We start from the raw sequence: 23,693 nt of genomic DNA, 5'->3' as shown, positions 1-23,693 counted from the left end.
GGCCGCAAGAAACGCGGCCGGCGCCGAACGTCCATATCGAAACGGGCGAAGCATCGCGACCGACCGGCCCCGGCGCTTCGCCCCCGCTTCGGCGATCAGAAGAACCCGAGCGCCTCGGCCTGGTAGCTGACCAGCAGGCACTTCGTCTGCTGATAGTTCGACAGCGCCATCTTGTGCGTCTCGCGGCCGATCCCCGACTGCTTGTAGCCGCCGAACGCCGCATGCGCGGGGTACAGGTGGTAGCAGTTGGTCCACACGCGGCCGGCCTCGACCTCGCGGCCCATCCGGTACGCACGCGTGCCGTTGCGCGTCCACACGCCCGCACCGAGCCCGTAGAACGTGTCGTTCGCGAGTTCGATCGCGTCCTGCTCGTCCTTGAACGTCATCACCGACGCAACCGGCCCGAAGATCTCCTCCTGGAACACGCGCATCTTGTTGTTGCCGAGCAGCATCGTCGGCTTCACGTAGTAGCCCGTGCCGAGTTCGGCGGCCGGTGCCGTGCGCTCGCCGCCCGTCAGGCATTGCGCGCCTTCGCCGCGGCCGATGTCGATGTACGACAGGATCTTGTCGAGCTGCTGCTGCGACGCCTGCGCACCGATCATCGTCTGCAGGTCGAGCGGGTGGCCGGCCTTGATGCGCTCGACGCGCGCGACGGCCTTCTCGATGAAGCGTTCGTAGATCGATTCCTGGATCAGGATCCGCGACGGGCACGTGCACACTTCGCCCTGGTTCAGCGCGAACATCGCGAGCCCTTCGAGCGCCTTGTCGAGGAACGCGTCGTCCTGGTCGAGCACGTCGGCGAAGAAGATGTTCGGGCTCTTGCCGCCCAGTTCGACCGTCGACGGGATCAGGCTGTCGGCCGCCGCGCGCAGGATGTGCTTGCCGACCGGCGTCGAGCCCGTGAACGCGATCTTCGCGATCCGCTTGCTGGTCGCGAGCGCTTCGCCCGCTTCCTTGCCGAAGCCGTTCACGATGTTGATCGTGCCGGCCGGGAACAGGTCGCCGATCAGCTCCATCAGCACCAGCACCGACGCGGGCGTCTGCTCGGCCGGCTTCATCACGACGCAGCAGCCGGCCGCGAGCGCCGGTGCGAGCTTCCATGCGGCCATCAGCAGCGGGAAGTTCCACGGGATGATCTGGCCGACGACGCCGAGCGGCTCGTGGAAGTGGTACGCGACGGTGTTGTCGTCGATTTCGGAGATGCCGCCTTCCTGCGCGCGGATGCAGCCCGCGAAATAGCGGAAGTGGTCGATCGCGAGCGGCAGGTCGGCCGCCATCGTCTCGCGCAGCGGCTTGCCGTTGTCGATCGTCTCGGCCACGGCCAGCAGCTTCAGGTTCTTTTCCATCCGCTCGGCGGCCGCGAGCAGCAGGTTCGCGCGCTCGGCCACGGACGTCTTGCCCCACTTGCGGCGCGCGGCATGCGCGGCGTCGAGCGCCAGCTCGATGTCGTCGGCACCCGAGCGCGGCACGCGGCAGAACGGCTGACCGTTGATCGGCGACACGTTCTCGAAATACTCGCCCTTCACCGGCGCCACCCACTTGCCGCCGATGTAGTTGTCGTATTGCTGACGATACGGGTATTCGACGTCGAGGCCCAGTTGCTTCAGGTCAAACGGGTTCATACATGTCTCCTGTTCATCGTGCTTGTGTGATTACAGCGCCGGTTGGACTGCGCTGCCCCCGTTTACGCAACATGCGTGCCAAACGGAAAAGGCGCCCGTCGATCGCGGCCGACCCGCGTACGCACCGTACGGTGCTCATGCGCGCAGCACGACGGGTGTGCCGATTCTGAACACCGCGATTGCGCAACGGCGCGGCCGGTGTTCGAAATTTCCACAGTGCGCAGCGGCGCGTTGCACGCGGATGCAGGCCGCGCCGCGTGGCATGTCGCTTGCGTGCCAATCGCGGATCGACACGCCACGGCGCTTGCGCCGACCGACACCATGAACGATCGCGGCCCACTGACCGACGACGCCATCGCGTTCATCCGCGAGCAGGCCTTCCTGATCGTCGCGACGGCCGACGCCGCCGGCAACGGCGATTGCTCGTACCGCGGCCGCCAGCCGCGCGCCGACGGCTCGTTCGAGCCGCTCGTCGAGATCCCCGACCGCCGCACGCTGGTGCTGCCCGACTTCGCGGGCAACAACCTGTTCAACACGATCGGCAACCTGCTCGTGAATCCGTCCATCGCCCTGCTGTTCGTCGATTTCGTGCGCCAGACGACGTGGCTCGTGCAGGGCCGCGCGACGCTCGACGAGGATGCGTCACGCCGCGCACACGTGTGGCCCGATGCGTTGCGCTATCTGGTGATCGACGTGGAACGGGCGCAGGTGCGGGCGGATGCGGCGCTGCCTCCGCTCGTGCTGGCGTGATGCATCACGCGTGATTCGATAACGGCGAACTACGTGGAACGCGGGCGCACCGGCCGCGATGACCGACGCGCCCGCGCGCGATGACGCGACAACGCGACGACGCCACGCTCAACGCCCGTGCGTCTCCGCACAAGCCGGCTCGATCCGGCGGCGCGCCCGCGCATCGGCATGCGCGTGCCCGTCCGGTTCGCTGCCCGCTTCTGCGGCAGCCGGACGCCCGCCGAGAAACACGAACACCACCGCCGCGCACAGCACCGTGACGACGGCCAGCCCGGTCAGCAGCCGGTCGAACGCATGCGTGTAGCTCGCGACCAACGCTGCATGCCCGACACCCGGCAACGCGGCGGCCGCCCCCGCGAGATCGCCGGTCGCGAGCCGCGCGGCCGCGCGCAGCGTCGCGTCCGGCGTGGCGGCAGCGCCGGCCGCCTGCGCGAGCCCGGTCTGCGCGAGCGCGGCCAGCACCGCGCCGGCGATCGCGAGCGCGATCCCCTCGCCGGCCACCCGCGTCGTGCTGAAAATGCCCGTCGCCATTCCCGCGCGCTCCTTCGGCACGACGCTCACCGACAGCCCGTCCATCAGCCCCCACGGCATGCCGGCACCGACGCCGATCGCAAGCATCGGCGCGATCGCCGCCGGCCCCGCGCCGCCGCGCAGCGCGATGCCGAGCCACACGAGCCCGGCCGCCGCGACGAGAAGCCCGAGCCCCGAGATCATGCCGGCCGACAGCCGGCGCGTGAGCGTCGCCGCGACGAGCGGCACGACCAGCATCGGCGCGGAGATCGCGAGCATCAGCCAGCCGGCGTCGATCTCGCTGAAGCCGTCGATGCCGATGAAGCGCAGCGGCAACACGACGAGCAGCACGATGTAGCAGCAACAGGTGGAGATCGGCAGCACCTGCACGCCGACGAAGCGCGCGATGCGGAACAGCGACAGGTCGAGCATCGGCCGCGCGACACGTGTCTCGATCATCACGAACGCGCCCGCGCCGAGCGCCGCGCCGGCCAGCAGCACGATCACGAGCGCACTCGACCAGCCGCGCGCGGGCGCTTCGATCACGCCGAACGTGAACAGCGTCAGCGCGGCGGTGAACGCGGCCGTGCCGGGCCAGTCGAGCCCCGTCGCGTGCGGGTCGCGCGACTCGTGCATGCGCGGCAGCCCGATGACGAGCGACAGCACGCCGGCCACCGCGCTCGTCACGAAGATCGCACGCCAGCCGTAGTGCCCGATCAGGCCGCCGGCGAGCACCGGCCCGAACGCGAGCCCGATGCCAAAGGTCGTGCCGAGCAGGCTGAATGCACGCGTGCGCGCCGCGCCGTCGAACTCCTGCGCGAGCGCGGCCGTGCCGCCGGCGAGCGCCGCGGCCGCCGCGAGCCCTTGTGCGGCACGCAACAGGTCGACCGCGAGGATCGACGGCGCGAACGCGAGCGCGACCGACATCAGCGTGAAGCCGCCGACGCCGATCGCGAACAGGCGCTTGCGGCCGAACTGGTCGGCCAGCGCGCCCGACGCCATCAGGAAGCTGCCGAACGCGAGCATGAACGCGTTCGTGATCCAGTTCATCGCGACCGGGCTGCCATGCAGGTCGCGGCCGATCGCCGGCGTCGCGACCGCGCCGCCGGAAAACGACAGCGGCAGCGCGACGGCGGCCATGCAGACGGCGGCCAGCACCCATGCGCGCCGGCGTGCCGACCGGGCCGAAACGGCTGATACAGGGTGATCCATCATCGCTCCTCGAAAAGCCGGCGCGGATGCGCCGTCAGAGCGACAGAAGATAAATCCGATTCAATCCGCGAAAAACCACGCGAAGTTCCACATATAACGGACTAAAATTCCGCAATCACGTCAGCCACGTGCATCGCTGCACGCCCTTCGATTCGATGGAAAACCTCACCGGCATCGTCGCGTTCGTCCGCACCGCCGAAGCGCTGAGCTTCGTCGCGGCGGGCCGCACGCTCGGCATCTCGGCATCGGCGGTCGGCAAGACGATCGCGAAGCTCGAACAGTCGCTCGGCGTGCGGCTGTTCAACCGCACGACGCGGCGCGTCACGCTGACCGAAGAGGGGCGGCACTTCTACGAGCGCTGCCAGCAGATCCTCGAGGATTTCCGCGATGCGGAGGCGACCGTGACGGCGTCCGCGCAGCGCCCGCGCGGCAAGCTGCGCGTGAGCCTGCCGGTGATCGGCTACCGTTTCCTGCTGCCCGTGCTGCCCGAATTCCGGCAGCGCTACCCGGACGTCGAGCTCGATCTCGATTTCAACGACCGGATGGTCGACGTCGTCGAAGGCGGTTTCGATGCGGTGATCCGCAGCGGCCCGCTGTCGGATTCGAGCCTGATGTCGCGGCGGCTGGGCCCGTTCGCGTTCGTGCTGTGCGCGACGCCCGCGTATCTCGCGCAGGCCGGCACGCCGCGGACGCCGCACGATCTCGAAGCGCACGACTGCGTGCGCTACTGCTTCCCGACCACCGGCAAGCTGCAGGACTGGGCGCTCGCGGCCGACGACGGCACGCCGCTGAAGCTGCGCACCGCGATGACCTGCAACAACATGGAAGCGCTGCGCGGCACCGTGCTCTCAGGGCTCGGCATCGGCTACATGCCCGACTTCCTCGCGCGCGACGCGCTCGAACACGGCGCGCTCGTCACCGTGCTCGACGACTACCGGATCGCGCCGGGGCAGTTCTCGATCGTGTGGCCGTCGAGCCGGCAGCTGTCGCCGAAGCTGCGCGTGTTCGTCGATTTCCTGTGCGAGCGGCTGTTCAGGTAATCACGCGGCCCCGATCCGCTCGGCTTCGGCCGGCGGCAACAGCGCATCGCTGTCGTCCTTCAGCCCGACGCCCGTCAGCCCGAGCCGGCGCGCGTGCGTCATCAGGTAGTGCAGCTTGTGCGCGGCGGCCGCGTGCGGCAGCCCTTCGGGCCGCACGTTCGAGATGCAGTTGCGCAGCGCATCGTGGCAGCCGACCTTCGGCGCCCACGTCAGGTACACGCCGAGGCTGTCCGGCGAGCTGAGCCCCGGCCGTTCGCCGATCAGCATCGCGACGACCTTCGCACGCAGCAGCTCGCCGATCTCGTCGCCGAGCGCGACGCGCGCCTGCGTCGCGACCACCACCGGGCCGATCCGCCAGCCGTCCGCGTCGAGCCGCGGCCGCACGGCCTGCAACAGCGGCAATGCCTGCTTCGCAGCGGCGAACGCCGACAGTCCGTCGCCGACCACGAACACGACATCGGGTGCATCGGCAAGCGCCTCACCGTGACTGGCCAGCAGCGCACGCCCTTCATCCGACAGCTTGCGGCCGAGATCGGGCCGGCGCAGGTAATGCTGGCGATCGGGCGCCGCGCTCTGCACGCCGAGCGTCGCGAAGCCGGCCGCGTCGAGCTCGCGGCGCAGCGCATCCGTATCGAGCGGCTGGTGCACCGCGTCGCGCGCCTGCGCGTGCGACAGGTTGAACGCGAGCAGCGGCGCGGTCGGCAGGCTGTTGCCCGCGCGGCCGAGCGCGATCCGCGCGTTCGTGAACGACTTCAGCTGCGCCCACGGGTTCTTCTCGACGGCGTCGCTCATCCCGAAATCCCCATCCAGTCGTTCGCGCCCGCGAGCAGCGGCACGCGCGACGTCGCCGCGCGCAGCGCGCCGTGCGCGTCGGCGATCTCCATCGTCTCCAGCCACTCCTCGAATTCCGGCGCGCGGCGCAGCCCGAGCACCTCGCGCACGTAGAGCTGGTCGTGAAACGACGTGCTCTGGTAGTTCAGCATCACGTCGTCCGCGCCCGGAATCCCCATGATGAAGTTGATGCCGGCCGCCCCCAGCAGCGTCAGCAGCGTGTCCATGTCGTCCTGGTCGGCTTCCGCGTGATTCGTGTAGCAGATGTCGCAGCCCATCGGCACGCCGAGCAGCTTCCCGCAGAAGTGATCCTCGAGCCCCGCGCGGATGATCTGCTTGCCGTCGTACAGGTATTCCGGCCCGATGAAGCCGACCACCGTATTGACGAGGAACGGATCGAACTTGCGCGCGACCGCATACGCGCGCACCTCGCAGGTCTGCTGGTCGACGCTGAAGTGCGCGTTCGCCGACAGCGCGCTGCCCTGGCCCGTCTCGAAGTACATCAGGTTGTTGCCGACGGTGCCGCGCTGCAGCGACAACGCGGCCTCGTGCGCTTCGCCGAGCAGCGCGAGAGAAATCCCGAAGCTCGCGTTCGCCTTCTCGGTGCCCGCGATCGACTGGAACACCAGGTCGACCGGCGCGCCCTTCTCGATCGCCGCGATCGTGTTGGTCACGTGCGTGAGCACGCACGACTGCGTCGGCACGCCGTAGCGTTCGCGGAACCCGTCGATCATCGCGAGCAGCTTCACGATCGCCGCGAGGCTGTCGGTGGCCGGGTTGATGCCGATCATCGCGTCGCCGCAGCCGTACATCAGCCCGTCGAGCATCGACGCGGCGATGCCTTTCACGTCGTCGGTCGGATGGTTCGGCTGCAGCCGCACCGACATCCGGCCCGCGAGCCCGACCGTGTTGCGAAAGCGCGTGACGACGCGGCGCTTGCGCGCAGCCGCGATCAGGTCCTGGTTGCGCATCAGCTTCGACACGGCCGCGACCATCTCGGGCGTGAGGCCCGGCGCGATCCGTTCGAGCGCCGCGCCGTCGGCCGCGGGCGACAGCAGCCAGTTGCGGAAATCGCCGACGGTGAGGTGCGAGATTTCCGCGAACGCCTGCGCGTCGTGATCGTCGATGATGAGGCGCGTGACCTCGTCGTCTTCATACGGGATCACCGCTTCGTTCAGGAACGCCTTCAGCGGCACGCCCGCGAGCGCGATCTTCGCGGCGACGCGCTCCTCCTCGCTCGCCGCCGCGACGCCGGCGAGCTGGTCGCCGGAACGCAGCGGGCTCGCCTTCGCGAGCAGCGTTTTCAGGTCCGCGAAGCGGTACGTGCGCGGACCGATCGTCTCCGTATAGGACATCGTGCGAGCCTCCTTGCCCATCCTTGCCAAAAGCCGACGGCGCGCCCGTTCGACGGGGCGCGCCGGATGCCGTCAGAAACGGCCTGCCACTTTCTCCTTCGGCCGCTCACTCCTCCAGCAGCGCGTCCCCCGGTGCGCTCGCACGCTGCGAACGCGTTGCCAGGAAGTACGCGTAGCCGAGCGCGAGGAAACCGACGAACACCAGCGCGACCAGCCCGTTGAAGTAGATCATCGTCCCGAGACAGATGAACGCCGCCAGGATCGCGAATGCCGGGAAGATCGGGTACAGCGGCGCGCGGAACGGCCGTGCCATGTTCGGCTGCGAGCGGCGCAGCTTGAACAGCGACGCCATGCTCACGATATACATCACGATCGCACCGAATACCGACATCGTCACGATATTCGCGGTGAGCGTCTGCCCGCCGAACTGGATCAGCTCGTCGCTGTAGATCGCCGCGATGCCGACCACGCCGCCCGCGAGGATCGCGCGGTAAGGCGTCCTGAAGCGCGGGTGCACCTTCGCGAGCCACTCGGGCAGGTAGCCTTCGCGGGCCAGCGCGAAGATCTGGCGCGAATAACCGAGGATGATTCCGTGGAACGACGCGACGAGCCCGAACAGCCCGAGCCACACGAGCATGTGCATCCAGCCGCTGTTCGCGCCGACGATGTACTTCATCGCCTGCGGCAGCGGGTCGTTGATGTTCGCGAGCTTGGTCCAGTCGCCTGCCCCGCCGGCGAACACCATCACGCCGATCGCGAGCGCAACGAGGGTCAGGATCCCGGCCACGTACGCGATCGGAATCGAGCGCTTCGGGTTCTTCGCTTCCTCGGCGGCCATCGCGACGCCTTCGATCGCGAGGAAGAACCAGATCGCGAACGGGATCGCCGCGAACATCCCGTGGAACGCGCCCACGCTGAAATGATCGGCGCCCGACCAGCCGCCCTTCATGAAGTTGCTCCACGCGAAGCCCGGCGACACGACGCCCATGAACACCAGCAGCTCGAAGATCGCGAGCAGCGTGACGACGAGCTCGAAGGTCGCCGCGATCTGCACGCCGACGATGTTCAGCGCCATGAACACGAGATATGCGCCCATTGCCGCGTTTTTCGGTTCGAGCCCGGGGAACTGCACGTGCAGGTACGCGCCGATCGCAAGCGCGATCGCGGGCGGCGCGAACACGAACTCGACGAGCGTCGCGGCGCCGGCGAGATAGCCGCCGGTCGGGCCGAAGGCGCGGCGCGCATACGCGAACGGGCCGCCCGCATGCGGGATCGACGTCGTCAGCTCGGTGAAACTGAAGATGAAGGTCGTGTACATCGCCGCGACGAACAGCGCGGTGACGACGAAGCCCAGCGTACCGGCGCTCGCCCAGCCGTAACTCCAGCCGAAGTATTCGCCGGAAATCACGAGGCCGACCGCGATGCCCCACAGTTGCCAGGTCCCGAGCGTCTGCTGCAGCGCGGGCTGGCCGGACGACTTGGCGCCGGCGGCGGGCCGGCCATTCGACTCTGCTTTCATCGGACTCTCCTCAAAGGCGCCCGGCCTGCCGGCCAGCGCGACTGAGAATCGATGCTAGAGAGTCATTAAACGACGTGTTATCGAAATTCGGCAAAGATCGCGGCTGACGTTTCGCTTGCGGAAACGCCGGCCGCGTTCGTTGCGGCAGCGATCCGGCCGCACGCGGCAGGCCGGATCGCCCTTGCTCACTGGCCGCCGCCGCGCTGGTTGAACCAGCGCTCGAGCAGCTTGCCGGCCGCTTCCCGGCCGCCGAGGCCGAACGACAGCGCCACGGCCACCGCGATCGCGCCGAGCACGAGGCCGAACGCGAGCTGGACGATTTCGTTCGCGATGCCCATCGCGCGCAGCCCCATCGCGAACACGAGGCCGAGGATCGCGAATTGCGCGATGCGCGCGAACAGCACGCTGTGCTCGCGGTCGGCCTGCTCGATCACGCGGCGCGCGAGGCCCGCGAGCCACACGCCGATCACGAGGATCACGCCGCCCGTCAGCACGTGGCCGCCGAACTCGATGAACAGCGTGACGACGTCGCGCACCTGCGAGAAACCGAGGCGGTTCGCGGCTTCGACCGACGCGAACAGCATCGCGAAGAACACGATCAGCCGTGCGACCAGCACCGACGGCTGCAGGATCCCCGAGAACACGCGCTCGACGCCGAGCACGGCCGGCAGCCCGTCCACGCCGGCGGCTTCCAGCAGCTTCTGCGCGAGCGATGCGACGAAGCGCGCGAAGTAGAACGTGACGAGCACGATCACGATCGCCGCGACGATGTCCGGCACCGCGCCGAGGAACTGGTTCAGCATGTTGGTCGCGGGAATCGAGATCGCGTCGATCTTCAGCGCGTCGAGCGCGGAGATCAGCGTCGGCACGAACACGAACACGTAGACGATCGTGCCGATCAGGCTCGACACGCGCACGGGCGTCGGGCTGTCGAGGCCCTGCGTGAGGCGGTCGGCGCCGGCGGCGACCAGCAGGTTCGTCACGAGGCCGCGCAGCACGCGCGCGACAACCCAGCCGACGAAGCCGATCACCGCGGCCGCGAACAGGTTCGGCACGATCGCGAGCAGCTTGTCGACCATCCCCTGCACGGGCGACAGCAGGCCCGACAGCGCGAACGACGCGAGGATCGCCGGCAGGAACATCAGGATCACGAGCCAGAACAGCACGTCGCCGAGATAGCCGCTCATCGGCTGCATGCCGGCGCCTTCGGACAGCTTGTCGTCGATCTTGCTGGCCTTCAGCGCGCGGTTCGCGAGGCTGCGCAGCAGCGACGCGATCAGCCACGCGATCAGCGTCAACGCCGCGCCGCCGATCAGGTTCGGCAAGTAGTTGACGATGTGCGTGACGAGCAGCGAGAACGGATTGGAGACCGCGTACAGGTTGAGCACGTTGAAGATGCCCACCGCGGTGACGAGCAGCACGAGCCAGAACAGCCCGCCGGCGACGATGCGCTCGACGCACGCACCCTGGCCGGTGCTGTCGGTGATCCGCTGATCGACCTTCAGCGCCCTGAGCAGGCGCAGCGCGCCGGCCCGCACCACGACCGCGATCAGCCAGCCGATCACCAGGATGCCGATCGCGCCGGCGATCTTTGGCAGGTACCCGCCTAGCGTGCTCTGCAGCGACGTGATGAAGCTGGAAGCATCCATTTCTTCTTCTCCCGAAAACGTGGTGTTGCGATTGAACATCGACGAACTACCTGCGTACTTCGAAAAGCGTGCTGCCCCGCCCGAGCAACTTACCCGAGAAAAATGACGCGATCACCCGATTTCACCGTCTTTAACTTTAGTCATTGATCGCAGGGGGACAAGACCCCATTTCGTTGAAATAAAAAAGGGACGGATGAATGACGGCTACGCATTTCCGCAAGATTTGTTCATTCGGGCCGTGCTACCGTGGCGTCGGTTCTTGCCCGGACGCGTCGATGACAGCCGAAACGAAACCCGACAAACCCGCGTGGATCCGTTATGCGGCGAGCGTGGCGCGCGTTCACGAGTACATCCGCGCGCATCTCGACGGCCCGCTCGACCTGAACCGGCTCGCCGAAGTCGCGTGCCTGTCGCCGTATCACTGGCAGCGCGTCTACCGCGCGCTGTACGGCGAGTCGATCGTGCTGACGGTGCGGCGGATGCGGATCGTGCGGGCGTCCGAGGATCTCGTGTGTTCGGCCCGGCCGATCGACGAGATCGCACGGCGCGCGGGCTACGGTTCGACGCTCGCGTTCGCGCGGGCGTTTCGCGATACCTATGGCGTGCCGCCCGCGCAGCACCGGCGCACGGGCACCCACCGGCCGGTTTATCCACTACAGAGAGGAGAGGAAGACATGTTCAAGCATGAGGTCGAGATCCGGCGCCTGCCGGAACTGCGCGGTTACGCGGTGGCGCATACCGGCGCGTACCTGAAGGTCGGCGATGCGTTCGGGCAGATCGGCGCGTGGGTCGGGCAGCACGGGCTGATCGGCCCGGGCGCGAAGATGATCGGCATCTTTTACGACGATCCGGACACGACGCCCGAAGCGCAGTTGCGCGCGAAAGCGTGCTTCATGCCGGCCGACGGCGCGCCGGACATCGCGCCCGTGCCGCCGGTGGAGCGCGCCACGGTGGCCGGCGGCGAATACGCGGTGCTGCTGCATACGGGGCCGTATGCGGACCTGAAGACGGCCTACCAGTGGCTCTACGGCGACTGGCTGCGTCACTCGGGCCGCGAAGCCGCCGACGCGCCGCCGTTCGAGCTGTACCTCAACACGCCGATGGACGCGGCGCCGGCCGACCTGCGCACCGAGATTCACCTGCCGCTGCGCTGAGCGACGGGGCGAGGGCACGGCCGTGAAACGAAACGCGCCGGCCGGCAGTCATGCGCGGCCGGCGCGAATCGCAGGCAGAGCCGTCAGGTGGCCTGCGTCCCGCACCCGGGACAGAAACGCACGTCGGCCGCCAGCGCCGTGTGGCAGCGGCTGCAGGCCCGGCCGCGTTGTGCCGCGCCGCACTGCGTGCAGAACCGCGCATCGGCCGCATTGAGCGCGCCGCAGCCCGCGCACGCGAGCTGGCTCAGCGGCACGTTGCCGCCTTGCCCGCCGGCATCGGCCGGCGCCTGCCAGCCCCAGCCGTGGCGATCGCGGCCGCGCGCATCGTGGCCGCCGCCGTGCTCGTCCCGGCGCGACCCGCCGTGGTGCCCGCCACCGTGGCCACCGTTTCCGCTATTGCCATGCCCGCCGCCATGGCCACCGCCGTGGCCGCCCAGGATCCGTTTCAGGAAGCTCATCGCCTGCTCCTCAACGCTTGGCCTGTGCGCCGCCGAACGCCCCGGAGGACGACAGCAGCCGCAAGCCGTTGGCCACGACGATCAGGCTCGCGCCCGCGTCGGCGAAGACCGCCATCCACATCGTGCCGAGCCCCGCGACCGTGAGGCCGAGGAACACGACCTTCACGCCGAGCGCGAAGCCGATGTTCTGCACCAGCACGCGGTGCGTCGCGCGCGACAGCCGCACGAATGCCGGGATCTTGCGCAGGTCGTCGTCCATCAGCGCGACGTCGGCCGTCTCGATCGCGGTATCGGTGCCCATCGCGCCCATCGCGAAACCGATGTCCGCACGCGCGAGCGCCGGGGCGTCGTTGATCCCGTCGCCGACCATCCCGACCGCGCCCGCGCCGCCGGCCGACAGCTCCTCGACCGCCGCGAGCTTGTCTTCCGGCAACTGGTTGCCGCGCGCGTCGTCGATACCGGCCTGCTTCGCGATCGCCTGCGCGGTGTGCGGGTTGTCGCCCGTCAGCATCGCGGTGCGGATGCCGAGCGCATGCAGATCGGCGATCGCTTCACGGCTCGTGTCCTTGATCGTGTCGGCCACCGCGAAAATGCCGAGCACGCGCGCTTCGTCGACCAGCACCACGACGCTCTTGCCCTGCCGCTCCAGCGCGTCGAGCTTCGCTTCGAGTACCGTCGAGCAGCGCTCGAGCTCCTCGACGAGCCGGTGGTTGCCGAGCCAGTAGCGCGTGCCGTCGATCGTGCCGCGCACGCCGCGCCCGACGATCGCTTCGAAGTCCTGCACGTCGGCGAATGCCGTCGTGCCGGCCTCGCGCGCCGCGGCCGCGATCGCCTGCGACACCGGGTGATCGGAGCGCGCCGCGAGGCTCGCGCCGAGATGCCGCACGCGGGTTGCATCGGCATCGTCCGCATGCACGTCGAAGTCGGTCTGCACCGGCTTGCCGTGCGTGATCGTGCCGGTCTTGTCGAGCGCGAGCCATGCGAGCTTGCGCCCTTCCTCCAGATACACGCCGCCCTTCACGAGAATCCCGCGTCGCGCGGCAGCCGCGAGGCCCGACACGATCGTCACCGGCGTCGAGATCACCAGTGCGCACGGGCACGCGATCACGAGCAGCACGAGCGCACGGTAGATCCAGTCGTGCCACGCGCCGCCCATCACGAGCGGCGGCACCACCGCGACCAGCAGCGCGACCGCGAACACGATCGGCGTGTAGACGCGTGCGAACTGGTCGACGAAGCGTTGCGTCGGTGCCTTCGCGCCCTGGGCTTCCTCGACCGCGTGGATGATCCGCGCGAGCGTCGAGTTCGCCGCGACGGCCGTCACGCGGTATTCGAACGAACCCGATTCGTTGATCGTGCCCGCGTACACGGCATCGCCGGTCGCCTTTTCGACGGGCAGGCTCTCGCCGGTGATCGGCGCCTGGTTGACCGTCGAGCGGCCCGCGACGACTTCGCCGTCCAGCCCGATCCGCTCGCCAGGCTTCACGCGGACAACCGCGCCGAGCACGACCTGTGCGGCCTCGATCGTGCTCCATGAACCGTCGGCCTGCTGCACCGTCGCGGTGTCAGGTGCGAGCTGCATCAGGCCCTGGATCGCATTGCGCGCGCGGTCGAGCGACTTCGCCTCGATCAGCTCGGCAATCGTGAACAGCACCATCACCATCGCGGCTTCCGGCCACTGGCCGATCGCCATCGCGCCCGTCACCGCAATGCTCATCAGCGCGTTGATGTTCAGGTTGCCGTTGCGGATCGCGATCCAGCCCTTCTTGTACGTGGTGAGCCCGCACGCGAGCACCGCGACCAGCGCGAGCACTGCCGACAGCCACACCGGCAACCCGGCCCAGGTCGCCCCTTCGGACGCGATCGCGGCAACGCCGGCGAGCGCCAGCGGCCACCACGGCTTCGCGGGCGCGTCGGCGACACGCGCGGCCGGTGCGCCGGCCGCCGCGGCCTCGGGCGTCATCCCGAGCGAGCGGATCGCGCTTTCGATCGCCGGCTGCGCGCCGGGCACGTGATCGACGGTCAGCATCCGCTGCATCAGGTTGAATTCGAGCGCCGACACTTCGCCCATCCCGCCGAGCTTCTTGCGGATCAGCGTTTCCTCGGTCGGGCAGTCCATCTGCATGATCCGGAACGCCGAGCGCACGTGGCCCGACGCAGTCGCCTGCGCAACCGGCAGCGGGGCGAACGTCAGCGCGGCAGGCGCGCAGCAGTCGCCGGCCGCGTGGTCGTGGTCGTGGTCGTGGTCGTGGTCGTGGTCGTGGTCGTGGTCGTGGTCGTGGTCGTGGTCGTGGTCGTGACCGGCATGGTCATGCGCGCCGTGGTCGTGCGCTGCGTGGTCGTGCGAGCACGCCGCACCATGCACGTGCGCATCGCCGTGCGAATGATCGTGGTCGTGGTCATGACCGGCATGACCCGCGTTGCCGTGCGCAGCATGGTCGTGCGAGCACGCGGCGCCATGCACATGCGCGTCGCCGTGAGAATGCGCGTGATCGTGGTCATGGTCGTGGTCGTGGCCGCGCGATGCGGCCTCGCCGTGCGCGCGCTCGCCGGCCGCCGGCGCCGCGTCGGCAACGGTCGCCGTCTGCGTGTCGTGCGCGTCGGCGCAGCACGTATCGGCGCCGCCGGCATGACGGTGTCGTGGGTCGTGGGTACGCTGGGCGTCGGTCATGACAACCTCCTTTGTGGCTTGACGGTGTAGAGTTAACACCCTGAAGCCACTACAAGGTCAACCCCTTACACCGGAGAAAGGTCATGAAGATCGGCGAACTGGCCAAAGCGGCCCGCTGCACGCCCGAGACGATCCGTTTCTATGAGAAAGAGGGTCTGATGCCGGATGCGGAGCGCACCGACTCGAACTACCGCAACTACACCGACGTGCACGTCGAACGGCTGCGCTTCATCCGCAACTGCCGCGCGCTCGACATGGCGCACGGCGAGATCCGCGCGCTGCTGCAGCTCACCGACACGCCGGCCGATCCCTGCGATTCGATCAACACGCTGCTGGACGAACACATCGGGCACGTCGATGCGCGCCTCGCGGAACTCACGCATCTGCGCGACCAGCTCACCGAATTGCGCCGCCAGTGCGTCGGCGAACATTCGGTCGAGGATTGCGGGATCGTGCATGGCCTCGTGACGATGGAAACCGTCGCGCCGGCCGCGAAGCGCTCGCACCTCGGCTGAAACCCTTGCGGAACATGATAGTCTAGTTAATACTAGTTATATACAAACTAGATATTAACGAACTATTTATGTCCGCAAGCCGTCCATCCCCGCTCGCGCTGGCCGTCCTCGCGACGCTCACCGAAACGCCGATGCATCCGTACGGGATGCTGCAGCAACTGAAGGCCCGCGGATACGACGAAGTCGTCAACGTGCGGCAGCGCACGAGCCTCTACCAGGCGATCGACCGGCTGCTGCGCGACGGGCTGATCGCCGTGCACGACACCGAGCGCGACGGCGCGTTTCCGGAGCGCACGCTGTATGCGCTGACCGAAGCCGGGCACACGGCAGGGCAGGCATGGCTGCATGCATTGCTCGCGGAACCCGCGCGTGAATTTCCGGTGTTCGGTGCCGGTCTCGCGTTCCTGCCGCTGCTCGACGCCGAAGATGCTCGCCACCAGCTCGAGCTACGGATTGCGCGGCTCGATGCCGAACGCGAACGGCTGGAAACGCTGCGCGCCACCGCACAGGCCGACCAGGTGCCGCGCCTGTTCCTGCTGCAGAACGAACATGCGCTGGTGCTGCTCAATGCGGAGCTCGACTGGGCACGCAGCGTTGTCGAACACCTGAAGATCGGCGCGCTGCGCTGGGTGGACGGCTGACGCGTCACGCAGCCCGATTCCCGTGAACCACGGGAATCGAAGCCGTCAAAGCACCTTGCCGGGATTCAGGATGCCGCGCGGGTCCAGCGCGGACTTCAAGCACCGCATCAGCCCGATTTCCGCATCGCTGCGCGTGTGTGCGAGATAAGGACGCTTGAGCACGCCGATTCCGTGCTCTGCCGACACCGAGCCGCCCATGTCGCGCACCACCGCGTACACGGCGTGATCGAGCGTCTCCGCATCCGCGTCGGTCATCCCGGCCAGCGACACGCCGATATGCACGTTGCCGTCGCCGACATGGCCGAAGAACAGGCACGTGACCTCCGGCCAGTGCACCCGCAATGCCGCTTCGCAGCGCTCGGCGAACGCGCCGAGCTCACCGGTCGGCAAGCTCACGTCGAAGTTGACGAGATGCGGCAGCGCATCGATCGCAAGGCCTTCGCGCAACGTCCACAGGTCGCGCGCCTGCCGCTCCGACGTCGCGAGCACCGCATCGTCCACGAGCCCTGTGTCGAACCCCGCAGCCAACCCCGTTTCCAGCGCCTGATGCGCATCGCCGCCCGGTGCGCTCGTCGCGCACTCGATCAGTACAACGAACCCGCCGTCGCCGGTGAACGGTGCCGAGACACCCGGCGTATGACGCGCGACGTAGTCGTAGAACGCCGGCCACATCGCCTCGAAGCTGACGACTTCCGGCAGCGTGCGCACGCGGTTCCACAGCGCGACCACCGCGTCGTAGTCGCGTACGCGGCACAGCGCGGTCGCCGGCGCCGCGAGCAGCGGGTGCAGCCGCAGCACCGCACGCGTGACGACGCCGAGCGTCCCCTCGCTGCCGATGAACAGCTGTTTCAGGTCATAGCCTGCGTTGTTCTTCAGCATCCGGTTCATCGACGACACGACCGTGCCGTCCGCGAGCACCGCCTCGAGCCCGAGCACCTGTTCGCGCATCATCCCGTAGCGGATCGCGCGCGTGCCGCCCGCATTGGTCGCGAGCATCCCGCCGATCTGGCACGAACCGCGCGCGCCGAGATCGACGCCGAACGTGAAGCCCGCCGCTTCCGCGGCTTCCTGCACCGTCTGCAGCGGCGTGCCGGCGCGCACGGTCATCGTGCCGGCCGCCGCGTCGAGCGCCTCGATGCCGGTGCAGCGTTCCATCGACAGCACGACTTCACCGCCAAGCGCGACCGCGCCGCGCGCAAGCCCCGTGAGCCCGCCTTGCGGCACGACCGGCTGGCCGAGCCGCGCGCACAGCGCGAGCGTGCGCGACACGTCGTCGACGCTGCGCGGGCGCACCAGCGCGCGCGGCCGTACGCCGGCCGGCTCGTTGTACGCGGTGAAGTAACGCGGATCGATGTCGGCCGCGCGCGTGACGAGCGCGTCGCCCAGCTCGGCCACGAGCACGGCTTCGAAGGCATCGCCCGACAGCGGCGCACCGTCCGCGACCACCGTATCCCGGTTCTGCATCGCGCGGCCCGCTTACTTCGCCGAAATGTCGATATCGCCGAAGTACTTCAGGCCGAGCGACTTCACCGTGCCGTCCGCCTTCAGCTTGTCGATCGCCGCATCGAGCTTCGCCTTCAGCGCGTCGTCGCCCTTGCGCAGGCCGAACGCGATGCCGCTGCCGAGGATCTTGTCGTCGTGCACCGGCTGGCCGACGAACGAGAAGCCCTTGCCGTCCGGGCGCGACAGGAAGCCGCGCTGGCCGGACGGCGCGAGCACGAGCGTCGCGTCGAGACGACCCGATACCAGATCCGCATACGCCTGGTTCTGGTCCTGGTACGCGACGATCGCGACACCGGCCGGTTCCCAGTGCGCCTTCGCGAAGGTTTCCTGGATCGATGCCTGCAACACGCCGACGCGCTTGCCCTTCAGCGATTCGGGCGTCGGCAGCAGGCCGCTGCCGGTGCGCGCGATCAGCTGGGTCGGCACGCGATAGATGATCGTCGTGAAGTCGATCGCCTGGCGCCGCTGCTCGGTCGCGTTCATCGCCGAGTTGATCGCGTCGAACTTGCGGCCCTTCAGCGCCGGAATCAGCCCGTCGAACGACGTCTCGACCCATTTGCACGACAGCTTCGCCGTCCGGCAGACGGCATTGCCGACGTCGATGTCGAAGCCCTGCAGGTCGCCGTTCGGCGCTTTCGATTCGAACGGCGGGTATTGCGCTTCAAGGCCGAAACGCAGCGTCTGCGCGTCGGCGAGCGCCGCGCCGGAGCCGATCGCGCATGCGAGTGCGAACGCGAGTTTCAGGGTGGCCGTGTGCTTCATCGTGATCTCCAGTGTCTGGTCGATGCGACGCCCCGTCGCCGGGTGCCCGTCGCCGGTTTCTTACAGCGAACGCAGCCGCCGCGCGCCTTCGACCAGCGTCGCGTCGTCCTTCGAAAAACTGAGCCGGATCACGCCGGCGTCGGTGCCGTCGGTATAGAACGCCGACAGCGGGATCGTCGCGACACGTGCGTCGCGGATCAGGCGCAGCACGAAGTCGCTGTCGCTTTCGTCCGAGAAGTGGCGGAAGCGCGCGAGCATGAAGAACGAGCCTTCGCTCGGCAACAGCTCGAAACGCGAATCGGCCAGCTCGCGCGCGAGCAGGTCGCGCTTGGCCTGGTAGAACGCCGACAGGCCGAGATAGCTGTCCGGCCGCGCGAGGATCTCCGCGAACGCGACCTGCATCGGCGTGTCGGCCGCGAACACCATGAACTGGTGCACCTTGCGGATCTCGTCCATCAGCTCGGCCGGCGCGATGCAGTGGCCGACCCGCCAGCCGGTCACGTGGAACGACTTGCCGAACGACGACACGATCACGCTGCGCTCGGCCAGCTCGCGATGCCGCGCCACGCTCTGGTGCTGCGCGCCGTCGAACACGACGTGCTCGTAGACCTCGTCGGACAGCACCACGATGCCCGTGTCGCGCGTGAGCTGCGCGAGCCGCTCGAGATCGTCGGCGGAGAACACGGTCGCGGTCGGGTTGTGCGGCGTGTTGACGATGATCATCCGCGTGCGCGGCGTGATGGCCGCGGCCACCTCGTCCCAGTTCACGCGGAAATGCTCGGGTGACAGCTTGATCGCGACCGGCGTCGCGCCCTGCAGCCGCACGATCGGCGCATAGCTGTCGAACGACGGCTCGAAATAGATCACCTCGTCGCCCGGATGCACCAGCGCGCTGATCGCCGCATAGAGCCCTTCGCTCGCGCTCGCGATCACCGTGATCTCGGTCGCCGGGTCGTAGCGTGCGCCGTACAGCGCCTCGGTCTTCTCGGCGAGCCGCTCGCGCAGCGCCATCACGCCGGCCATCGGCGCGTACTGGTTGTGCCCGTCGCGCATCGCACGCGCGACGCCTTCGACGAGCGCCGGATCGGGCGCGAAATTCGGCGCGCCCTGCGACAGGTTCAACGCATCGTGTTGAGCAGCCAGTTGGCCGATCACCGTGAAGATCGTCGTCCCGACGTCGGGCAGTTTCGAACGGGGCGCGGTGGCGCTTCGCATGACTCCTCCTTCTGATGTCCTTCGGGGCGGGCCCGCGCCGCGCGCGGCCCCGCATCTGCCGCATGATTTAGCCCCAGCCAATATCGGCGGACAATCGAAAGTTCGTCATGGAGTCCATGCATTTTTCTCATGGCTCGCACCGGGAAGCACACAGCGGCAAGGTTGCTGCGCCGCCCGACATGCGAATCAGGCATTTCCCCTAGGGAACGCTACGCATCCGCCGCCGCCAGGTAGGCGAGCAGCACGGCGCGCAGTTCGCGGCGCTGCGCGGCGAAATCGAGCGCGGGTCCGAGCGTCAGCAATGCCTGCGACAGGCCGCCGTAGCAGATCGTGTGGGCCATCCGCGCGAGCCCGTCGAGCCGCGCGGCCGGCGGCGGATCGGCCGCAGCGGCCAGCGCGTCGCGCCACAGCGCGACATACGCGTCGTAGTGCCGGCGATAGGCGGCGAGCGGCGATACCTGCCGCTCCAGCACGAACAGCGCGCCCCACAGCGCCGCGTCGGCGGCGATCGCGTCGACCTGCAGGTCGACGAGTGCGGCGGCCAGTTCGGCCCGTGGCGCGCCGCGCAGCCGCTCGACCCGGTCGCGCAGCCGGTCGGCCAGCGCCTGCACGCGGCGGTGGATGCAGAGCGCCGCGAGGCTCTGCTTGTCGCCGAAATACTCGTAGAAGGTGCCGATGCTGACGCCCGCGACGGCCGCGATCTCGCGGATCGTCGCCTTCGCATAGCCGCGCTCGAGCAAAAGCTGAACGAACGCCTGCTGCAACGCGTCGGAACTCGCCTGCGCGCGCGACTGGCGCGGCCGGCGGCGCAAGGCGGGCGCGGGTTGCGCCGCCGGCTGGCCCGGCGGCGCCGGAACCTGAACATGTCGCGGCGGCATATTTGCTACTCTGAATTCAGCAGGGAATACGTTTTACCGGGAGCCGGAACCCGCGCCGAAGCGCCGTCCGTGCGGCATGACGCCGGCTGCCCGCGACGCATGAGACCGGAGACAAACCCGATGACCGAATCGACTCACGCCGTCACGAACCAGTTCGACGAACTCGTCGACTATAACCTCTTCGCGACGGATCTCGCGCTGCGCGACGCGCTCGCCCGGGCAGGCGCCGACTGGGCCGTGCCGCGGCTCGACGCGTACGGCGCGCGGCTCGGCAGCGCCGACACCGCGCGGCTCGCCGACGCGGCAAACCACCATACGCCGGAACTGAACGCGTTCGACCGGCGCGGCCGGCGCATCGACCGCGTCGACTTCCATCCCGCATGGCACACGCTGCTCGGCCAGTACCGTCACGAAGGCTTCGTGTCGCTCGCCTTCCGCGAGTCGCGCCGCGGCCGCTGGGCCGCGACGGCCGCCGGCTTCTACCTGCACGGCCAGATCGAGGCCGGCACGCTGTGCCCGGCGACGATGACGCAGGCCGCGATCCCCGTGCTGCAGAAGGAACCGGCGCTGTGGGACCTGCTGCGCGACAAGCTCTACAGCGACGACTACGATCCGCGCGACGTGCCGGTTGCCGACAAGCGCGCGATCTGGTTCGGCATGGGGATGACCGAGAAACAGGGCGGCTCCGACGTGCGCGCGAACACGACGCTCGCCACGCCGGTCGGCGCGGGCGGCCGCGGCGGCGAATACCGGCTGCGCGGCCACAAGTGGTTCTTCTCCGCGCCGATGTGCGATGCGCACCTCGTCGTCGCGCGCACCGAAGCCGGCAGCCCGTCGTGCTTCTACGTGCCGCGCTGGCGGCCGGACGGCACGAAGAACGCGGTCGAGATCCAGCGGCTAAAGAACAAGGTCGGCAACCGCAGCAACTCGAGCAGCGAAATCGAGCTGAACGACGCGTGGGGGATCATGCTCGGCGACGAAGGCCGCGGCATTCCGACCATCATCGAGATGGCCACCTACACGCGGCTGAACTGCGTGCTCGGCAGCGCGGCGATGCTGCGCCAGGGCGTCGTGCAGGCGATCGCGTACACGCGCCAGCGCCACGCGTTCGGCCGCGCACTCGCCGAGCAGCCGCTGATGCGCACCGTGCTCGCCGATCTCGCGCTCGAAAGCGAAGCGGCGCTGTCGCTCTCGATGCGTCTCGCCGATGCGTTCGAGCGCGACGACTCGCCGTGCGAACGCGCATGGAAGCGGATCGTCACGCCCGCCGCGAAATTCTGGGTCTGCAAGCGCGCGGTCGAGTTGACCGGCGAGGTGATGGAAGTGTTCGGCGGCAACGGCTACGTCGACGACGGCCCGATAGCAAGGTTGTTCCGCGAGGCGCCCGTCAATTCGATCTGGGAAGGTTCAGGCAACGTGATGTGCCTCGACGTGCTGCGCGCGATATCGCGCGAGCCCGATGCGGCCGCCGCGCTGTTCGACGAACTCGCCGATCTCGGCGCCGGCGAACCGCGTATCCGCGCGGCGCTCGACACGCTGCGCGCGATGCTCGCGGCACCGGCCGACACGCTCGAAGCATCGGGCCGCGTGATCGCGCAGCGGCTCGCGCTCGTCGCGCAGGCGTGCCTGCTGCGTCGCGATGCGCCGGCGGCCGTCGCCGACGCGTTCGTCGCGACACGGCTTGCCGCGCCCGACTGGGGCCGTATCGCGGGCGGCTTCGATCCGCACGCGATCGACGTCGCCGCGCTGCTGCAGCGCGCGTACCCGGCCTGAACCGCACCGCCCCACTCGCCCCGCCCGGAGCCCCGATGAACCTCGTCGCCGCCCTCGACCGCGCCGCCCGTGCGACGCCCGACAAGCCGTTCCTCGTCAGCGAATCCGCGACGATCACCTATGCCGCCGCGCGCGAGCGCTCGCACCGCGCGGCCGCCGTGCTGAGCGCGCTCGGCGTCGCGGCCGGCGACCGCGTCGCCGCGATGTGCTTCAACACGCCGGCCTTCGTCGACCTGATGTTCGGCGCATGGCGGCTCGGCGCGGCGTTCGTGCCGATCAACCACAAGCTGCAGGCGCCCGAGGTCGATTACGTGCTCGAACACAGCCGCAGCAAGGCGCTGCTGTTCGATGTGGCGCTCGCGCCGGTGATCGAGCGCATCGTGCATCCCGCGCGGCGGCTCGTGACCGAGGGCGAACTCGACGGCGTGCCGAACTTCGACACGATGTGCGCGACGATGGATGGCCTCGCGGGCATCGAGCCGGCCGACGGCGACATCGCGCAGATCCTCTACACGTCCGGCACGACCGGCCGCCCGAAAGGCTGCGTGCACAGTCATCGCACCGTGACGCTCGCGGCGCTGCAGGCCGCGCTCGCGACCGGCATCGGCCGCAACGAGCGCACGCTGATGGCGATGCCGATCTGGCATTCGTCGCCGCTGAACAACTGGTTCGGCGGCACGCTGTACGCGGGCGGCACCGTCGTGCTGCTGCGCGAATACCATCCGCTGCGCTTCCTGCAGGCCGTCGAGCGCGAACGCGTGACGATGTATTTCGGCGCGCCGGTGTCGTACACGCTGCCGCTCGACACGATCGACGGCTTCGCGGCGTTCGACCTGTCGAGCGTGCGCGCCTGGCTGTACGGCGGCGGCCCGATCGGCGTCGCGCAGGCCGAACGGCTCGCGCACGCGTATCGCAGCCACGCGTTCTTCCAGGTGTACGGGATGACCGAAACGGGCCCCGCCGGCACGACGCTGTATCCGGACGAGCAGATCGCGAAGGCCGGCTCGATCGGCCGCCAGGGCGGCCCGGGGGTCGACCTGCGCGTCGTGCGAATGGACGGCATCGACGCGCAGCCGGGCGAGACCGGCGAGATCTGGCTGAAGACCGACTGCATGATGCTCGGCTATCTCGACGACGCGGCCGCGACGCGCGCCGCGTTCGCGCCGGACGGCTGGTATCGCACCGGCGACATCGCGCGGATCGATCAGGATGGCTATCTGTTCATCGTCGACCGCCTGAAGGACATGATCGTCACCGGCGGCGAGAACGTCTATTCGAAGGAAGTGGAGGACGTGCTCGCCGCGCACCCCGACATTGCGGAGGCGGCCGTCGTCGGCGTCCCGCATCCCGACTGGGGCGAGACGGTCGTCGCGCACGTCGTGCTGCGCGCGAACGCGGCGCCCGACGCGGATGCGCTGCGTGCGTTCTGCGGCGAGCGGCTCGCCGCGTACAAGATTCCACGCGAATTCACGTTCGCGCAGGCGCTGCCGCGCACGCCGACCGGCAAGCTGCAGAAATTCCTGCTGCGCGTGCGCAGGGACTGACGACCGCGCGCGCCGATAAAAAAAAGCCACCGGGCCGTCGGGCCCGGTGGCTTTTTCACATGCTCGATCGGCCGGGCAGCGACCTTCGCCG

Annotated in this window: 19 protein-coding genes; 7 read left to right on the top strand and 12 right to left on the bottom strand. The window is 68.9% G+C overall.

What is annotated here, in order from left to right; genetic code table 11:
• Nucleotides 1-95: 95 nt before the first annotated feature.
• Nucleotides 96-1,622, bottom strand: a complete 1,527-nt coding sequence (gene exaC, locus AC5LXK_RS00630; protein ID WP_309291033.1) for an acetaldehyde dehydrogenase ExaC — start codon at nt 1,620-1,622, stop codon at nt 96-98.
• 321 nt (nt 1,623-1,943) lie between these two features.
• Between exaC and AC5LXK_RS00625 the strand changes: the two genes are divergently transcribed.
• On the top strand, nt 1,944-2,372 hold the full coding sequence (locus tag AC5LXK_RS00625) for a pyridoxamine 5'-phosphate oxidase family protein (RefSeq protein ID WP_493389904.1): 429 nt from the start codon (nt 1,944-1,946) through the stop codon (nt 2,370-2,372).
• Between the two features lie 108 nt (nt 2,373-2,480).
• Here AC5LXK_RS00625 and AC5LXK_RS00620 read toward each other — a convergent pair whose 3' ends face one another.
• Nucleotides 2,481-4,094 carry an MFS transporter gene (locus tag AC5LXK_RS00620; protein ID WP_493389903.1) on the bottom strand — a complete coding sequence of 538 codons (1,614 nt, stop codon included), beginning with the start codon at nt 4,092-4,094 and terminating at the stop codon, nt 2,481-2,483.
• A 155-nt stretch (nt 4,095-4,249) separates the two neighbouring features.
• Between AC5LXK_RS00620 and AC5LXK_RS00615 the strand changes: the two genes are divergently transcribed.
• On the top strand, nt 4,250-5,134 hold the full coding sequence (locus AC5LXK_RS00615) for a LysR family transcriptional regulator (RefSeq protein ID WP_493389902.1): 885 nt from the start codon (nt 4,250-4,252) through the stop codon (nt 5,132-5,134).
• Here the strand turns inward: AC5LXK_RS00615 and eutC are convergent, their stop codons facing one another.
• From eutC to AC5LXK_RS00595, 4 genes are all read right to left on the bottom strand, one after another.
• A complete protein-coding gene (eutC, locus tag AC5LXK_RS00610) occupies nt 5,135-5,926 on the bottom strand; it encodes an ethanolamine ammonia-lyase subunit EutC (RefSeq protein ID WP_493389901.1) in 792 nt (263 codons plus the stop codon).
• Nucleotides 5,923-7,320 carry an ethanolamine ammonia-lyase subunit EutB gene (locus AC5LXK_RS00605; protein ID WP_493389900.1) on the bottom strand — a complete coding sequence of 466 codons (1,398 nt, stop codon included), beginning with the start codon at nt 7,318-7,320 and terminating at the stop codon, nt 5,923-5,925. The genes eutC and AC5LXK_RS00605 overlap by 4 nt, the downstream gene beginning before the upstream one ends.
• A 106-nt stretch (nt 7,321-7,426) precedes the next feature.
• Nucleotides 7,427-8,839, bottom strand: a complete 1,413-nt coding sequence (eat, locus tag AC5LXK_RS00600) for an ethanolamine permease (RefSeq protein WP_493389899.1) — start codon at nt 8,837-8,839, stop codon at nt 7,427-7,429.
• A gap of 185 nt (nt 8,840-9,024) precedes the next feature.
• Nucleotides 9,025-10,488 carry a mechanosensitive ion channel gene (locus tag AC5LXK_RS00595; protein ID WP_493389898.1) on the bottom strand — a complete coding sequence of 488 codons (1,464 nt, stop codon included), beginning with the start codon at nt 10,486-10,488 and terminating at the stop codon, nt 9,025-9,027.
• 275 nt (nt 10,489-10,763) lie between these two features.
• Between AC5LXK_RS00595 and AC5LXK_RS00590 the strand changes: the two genes are divergently transcribed.
• Nucleotides 10,764-11,642 (top strand): AraC family transcriptional regulator, encoded by an 879-nt coding sequence (locus tag AC5LXK_RS00590; RefSeq protein ID WP_493389897.1) that lies wholly within the window; start codon nt 10,764-10,766, stop codon nt 11,640-11,642.
• An 83-nt stretch (nt 11,643-11,725) separates the two neighbouring features.
• Here AC5LXK_RS00590 and AC5LXK_RS00585 read toward each other — a convergent pair whose 3' ends face one another.
• A complete protein-coding gene (locus tag AC5LXK_RS00585) occupies nt 11,726-12,100 on the bottom strand; it encodes a zinc ribbon domain-containing protein (RefSeq protein WP_493389896.1) in 375 nt (124 codons plus the stop codon).
• Between the two features lie 10 nt (nt 12,101-12,110).
• Entirely contained in the window at nt 12,111-14,771 is a 2,661-nt protein-coding gene (locus tag AC5LXK_RS00580) for a heavy metal translocating P-type ATPase (RefSeq protein ID WP_493389895.1), read from the bottom strand.
• Between the two features lie 83 nt (nt 14,772-14,854).
• Between AC5LXK_RS00580 and cadR the strand changes: the two genes are divergently transcribed.
• Both cadR and AC5LXK_RS00570 read left to right on the top strand, forming a co-directional pair.
• Entirely contained in the window at nt 14,855-15,286 is a 432-nt protein-coding gene (gene cadR, locus AC5LXK_RS00575; RefSeq protein WP_493389894.1) for a Cd(II)/Pb(II)-responsive transcriptional regulator, read from the top strand.
• A 68-nt stretch (nt 15,287-15,354) separates the two neighbouring features.
• Nucleotides 15,355-15,927 (top strand): PadR family transcriptional regulator, encoded by a 573-nt coding sequence (locus AC5LXK_RS00570; protein WP_493389893.1) that lies wholly within the window; start codon nt 15,355-15,357, stop codon nt 15,925-15,927.
• Between the two features lie 45 nt (nt 15,928-15,972).
• Here the strand turns inward: AC5LXK_RS00570 and AC5LXK_RS00565 are convergent, their stop codons facing one another.
• The 4 genes from AC5LXK_RS00565 to AC5LXK_RS00550 all read right to left on the bottom strand — a co-directional run bounded on the left by AC5LXK_RS00565 (nt 15,973) and on the right by AC5LXK_RS00550 (nt 20,285).
• Nucleotides 15,973-17,391, bottom strand: a complete 1,419-nt coding sequence (locus tag AC5LXK_RS00565; RefSeq protein WP_493389892.1) for an FAD-binding oxidoreductase — start codon at nt 17,389-17,391, stop codon at nt 15,973-15,975.
• A 12-nt stretch (nt 17,392-17,403) separates the two neighbouring features.
• Complete coding sequence (locus AC5LXK_RS00560) at nt 17,404-18,192, bottom strand: ABC transporter substrate-binding protein (RefSeq protein ID WP_493389891.1); 789 nt, start codon at nt 18,190-18,192, stop codon at nt 17,404-17,406.
• A gap of 60 nt (nt 18,193-18,252) precedes the next feature.
• The gene (locus AC5LXK_RS00555; RefSeq protein WP_493389890.1) at nt 18,253-19,407 is read right to left on the bottom strand and encodes a pyridoxal phosphate-dependent aminotransferase; all 1,155 of its coding nucleotides are present in this window, start codon (nt 19,405-19,407) and stop codon (nt 18,253-18,255) included.
• A 209-nt stretch (nt 19,408-19,616) separates the two neighbouring features.
• The gene (locus AC5LXK_RS00550) at nt 19,617-20,285 is read right to left on the bottom strand and encodes a TetR/AcrR family transcriptional regulator (RefSeq protein WP_493389889.1); all 669 of its coding nucleotides are present in this window, start codon (nt 20,283-20,285) and stop codon (nt 19,617-19,619) included.
• Nucleotides 20,286-20,405: 120 nt separating this feature from the next.
• Here AC5LXK_RS00550 and AC5LXK_RS00545 point away from each other — a divergent pair, with 120 nt between their 5' ends.
• Nucleotides 20,406-22,058: an acyl-CoA dehydrogenase family protein gene (locus AC5LXK_RS00545; RefSeq protein ID WP_493389888.1), complete on the top strand. Its 1,653-nt coding sequence runs from the start codon at nt 20,406-20,408 to the stop codon at nt 22,056-22,058.
• 35 nt (nt 22,059-22,093) lie between these two features.
• The gene (locus AC5LXK_RS00540) at nt 22,094-23,602 is read left to right on the top strand and encodes a class I adenylate-forming enzyme family protein (RefSeq protein ID WP_493389887.1); all 1,509 of its coding nucleotides are present in this window, start codon (nt 22,094-22,096) and stop codon (nt 23,600-23,602) included.
• Nucleotides 23,603-23,693: the final 91 nt, after the last annotated feature.

Source organism: Burkholderia pulmonis (assembly GCF_984667975.1).
The sequence above is the reverse complement of the archived record's forward strand: the minus strand, read 5'-3'. Positions and strand labels throughout refer to the sequence as shown.

Excerpts from the sequence above, each read along its gene's own strand:
- AC5LXK_RS00590 (WP_493389897.1), top strand. The coding sequence starts at position 10,764 with ATGACAGCCGAAACGAAACCCGACAAACCCGCGTGGATCCGTTATGCG.
- AC5LXK_RS00625 (WP_493389904.1), top strand. The coding sequence starts at position 1,944 with ATGAACGATCGCGGCCCACTGACCGACGACGCCATCGCGTTCATCCGC.
- AC5LXK_RS00565 (WP_493389892.1), bottom strand. The coding sequence starts at position 17,391 with ATGCAGAACCGGGATACGGTGGTCGCGGACGGTGCGCCGCTGTCGGGC.
- AC5LXK_RS00595 (WP_493389898.1), bottom strand. The coding sequence starts at position 10,488 with ATGGATGCTTCCAGCTTCATCACGTCGCTGCAGAGCACGCTAGGCGGG.
- AC5LXK_RS00615 (WP_493389902.1), top strand. The coding sequence starts at position 4,250 with ATGGAAAACCTCACCGGCATCGTCGCGTTCGTCCGCACCGCCGAAGCG.
- AC5LXK_RS00555 (WP_493389890.1), bottom strand. The coding sequence starts at position 19,407 with ATGCGAAGCGCCACCGCGCCCCGTTCGAAACTGCCCGACGTCGGGACG.
- AC5LXK_RS00570 (WP_493389893.1), top strand. The coding sequence starts at position 15,355 with ATGTCCGCAAGCCGTCCATCCCCGCTCGCGCTGGCCGTCCTCGCGACG.
- AC5LXK_RS00560 (WP_493389891.1), bottom strand. The coding sequence starts at position 18,192 with ATGAAGCACACGGCCACCCTGAAACTCGCGTTCGCACTCGCATGCGCG.
- eutC (WP_493389901.1), bottom strand. The coding sequence starts at position 5,926 with ATGAGCGACGCCGTCGAGAAGAACCCGTGGGCGCAGCTGAAGTCGTTC.
- AC5LXK_RS00545 (WP_493389888.1), top strand. The coding sequence starts at position 20,406 with ATGACCGAATCGACTCACGCCGTCACGAACCAGTTCGACGAACTCGTC.
- exaC (WP_309291033.1), bottom strand. The coding sequence starts at position 1,622 with ATGAACCCGTTTGACCTGAAGCAACTGGGCCTCGACGTCGAATACCCG.
- AC5LXK_RS00580 (WP_493389895.1), bottom strand. The coding sequence starts at position 14,771 with ATGACCGACGCCCAGCGTACCCACGACCCACGACACCGTCATGCCGGC.
- AC5LXK_RS00605 (WP_493389900.1), bottom strand. The coding sequence starts at position 7,320 with ATGTCCTATACGGAGACGATCGGTCCGCGCACGTACCGCTTCGCGGAC.
- AC5LXK_RS00550 (WP_493389889.1), bottom strand. The coding sequence starts at position 20,285 with ATGCCGCCGCGACATGTTCAGGTTCCGGCGCCGCCGGGCCAGCCGGCG.
- eat (WP_493389899.1), bottom strand. The coding sequence starts at position 8,839 with ATGAAAGCAGAGTCGAATGGCCGGCCCGCCGCCGGCGCCAAGTCGTCC.
- AC5LXK_RS00585 (WP_493389896.1), bottom strand. The coding sequence starts at position 12,100 with ATGAGCTTCCTGAAACGGATCCTGGGCGGCCACGGCGGTGGCCATGGC.
- cadR (WP_493389894.1), top strand. The coding sequence starts at position 14,855 with ATGAAGATCGGCGAACTGGCCAAAGCGGCCCGCTGCACGCCCGAGACG.
- AC5LXK_RS00540 (WP_493389887.1), top strand. The coding sequence starts at position 22,094 with ATGAACCTCGTCGCCGCCCTCGACCGCGCCGCCCGTGCGACGCCCGAC.
- AC5LXK_RS00620 (WP_493389903.1), bottom strand. The coding sequence starts at position 4,094 with ATGGATCACCCTGTATCAGCCGTTTCGGCCCGGTCGGCACGCCGGCGC.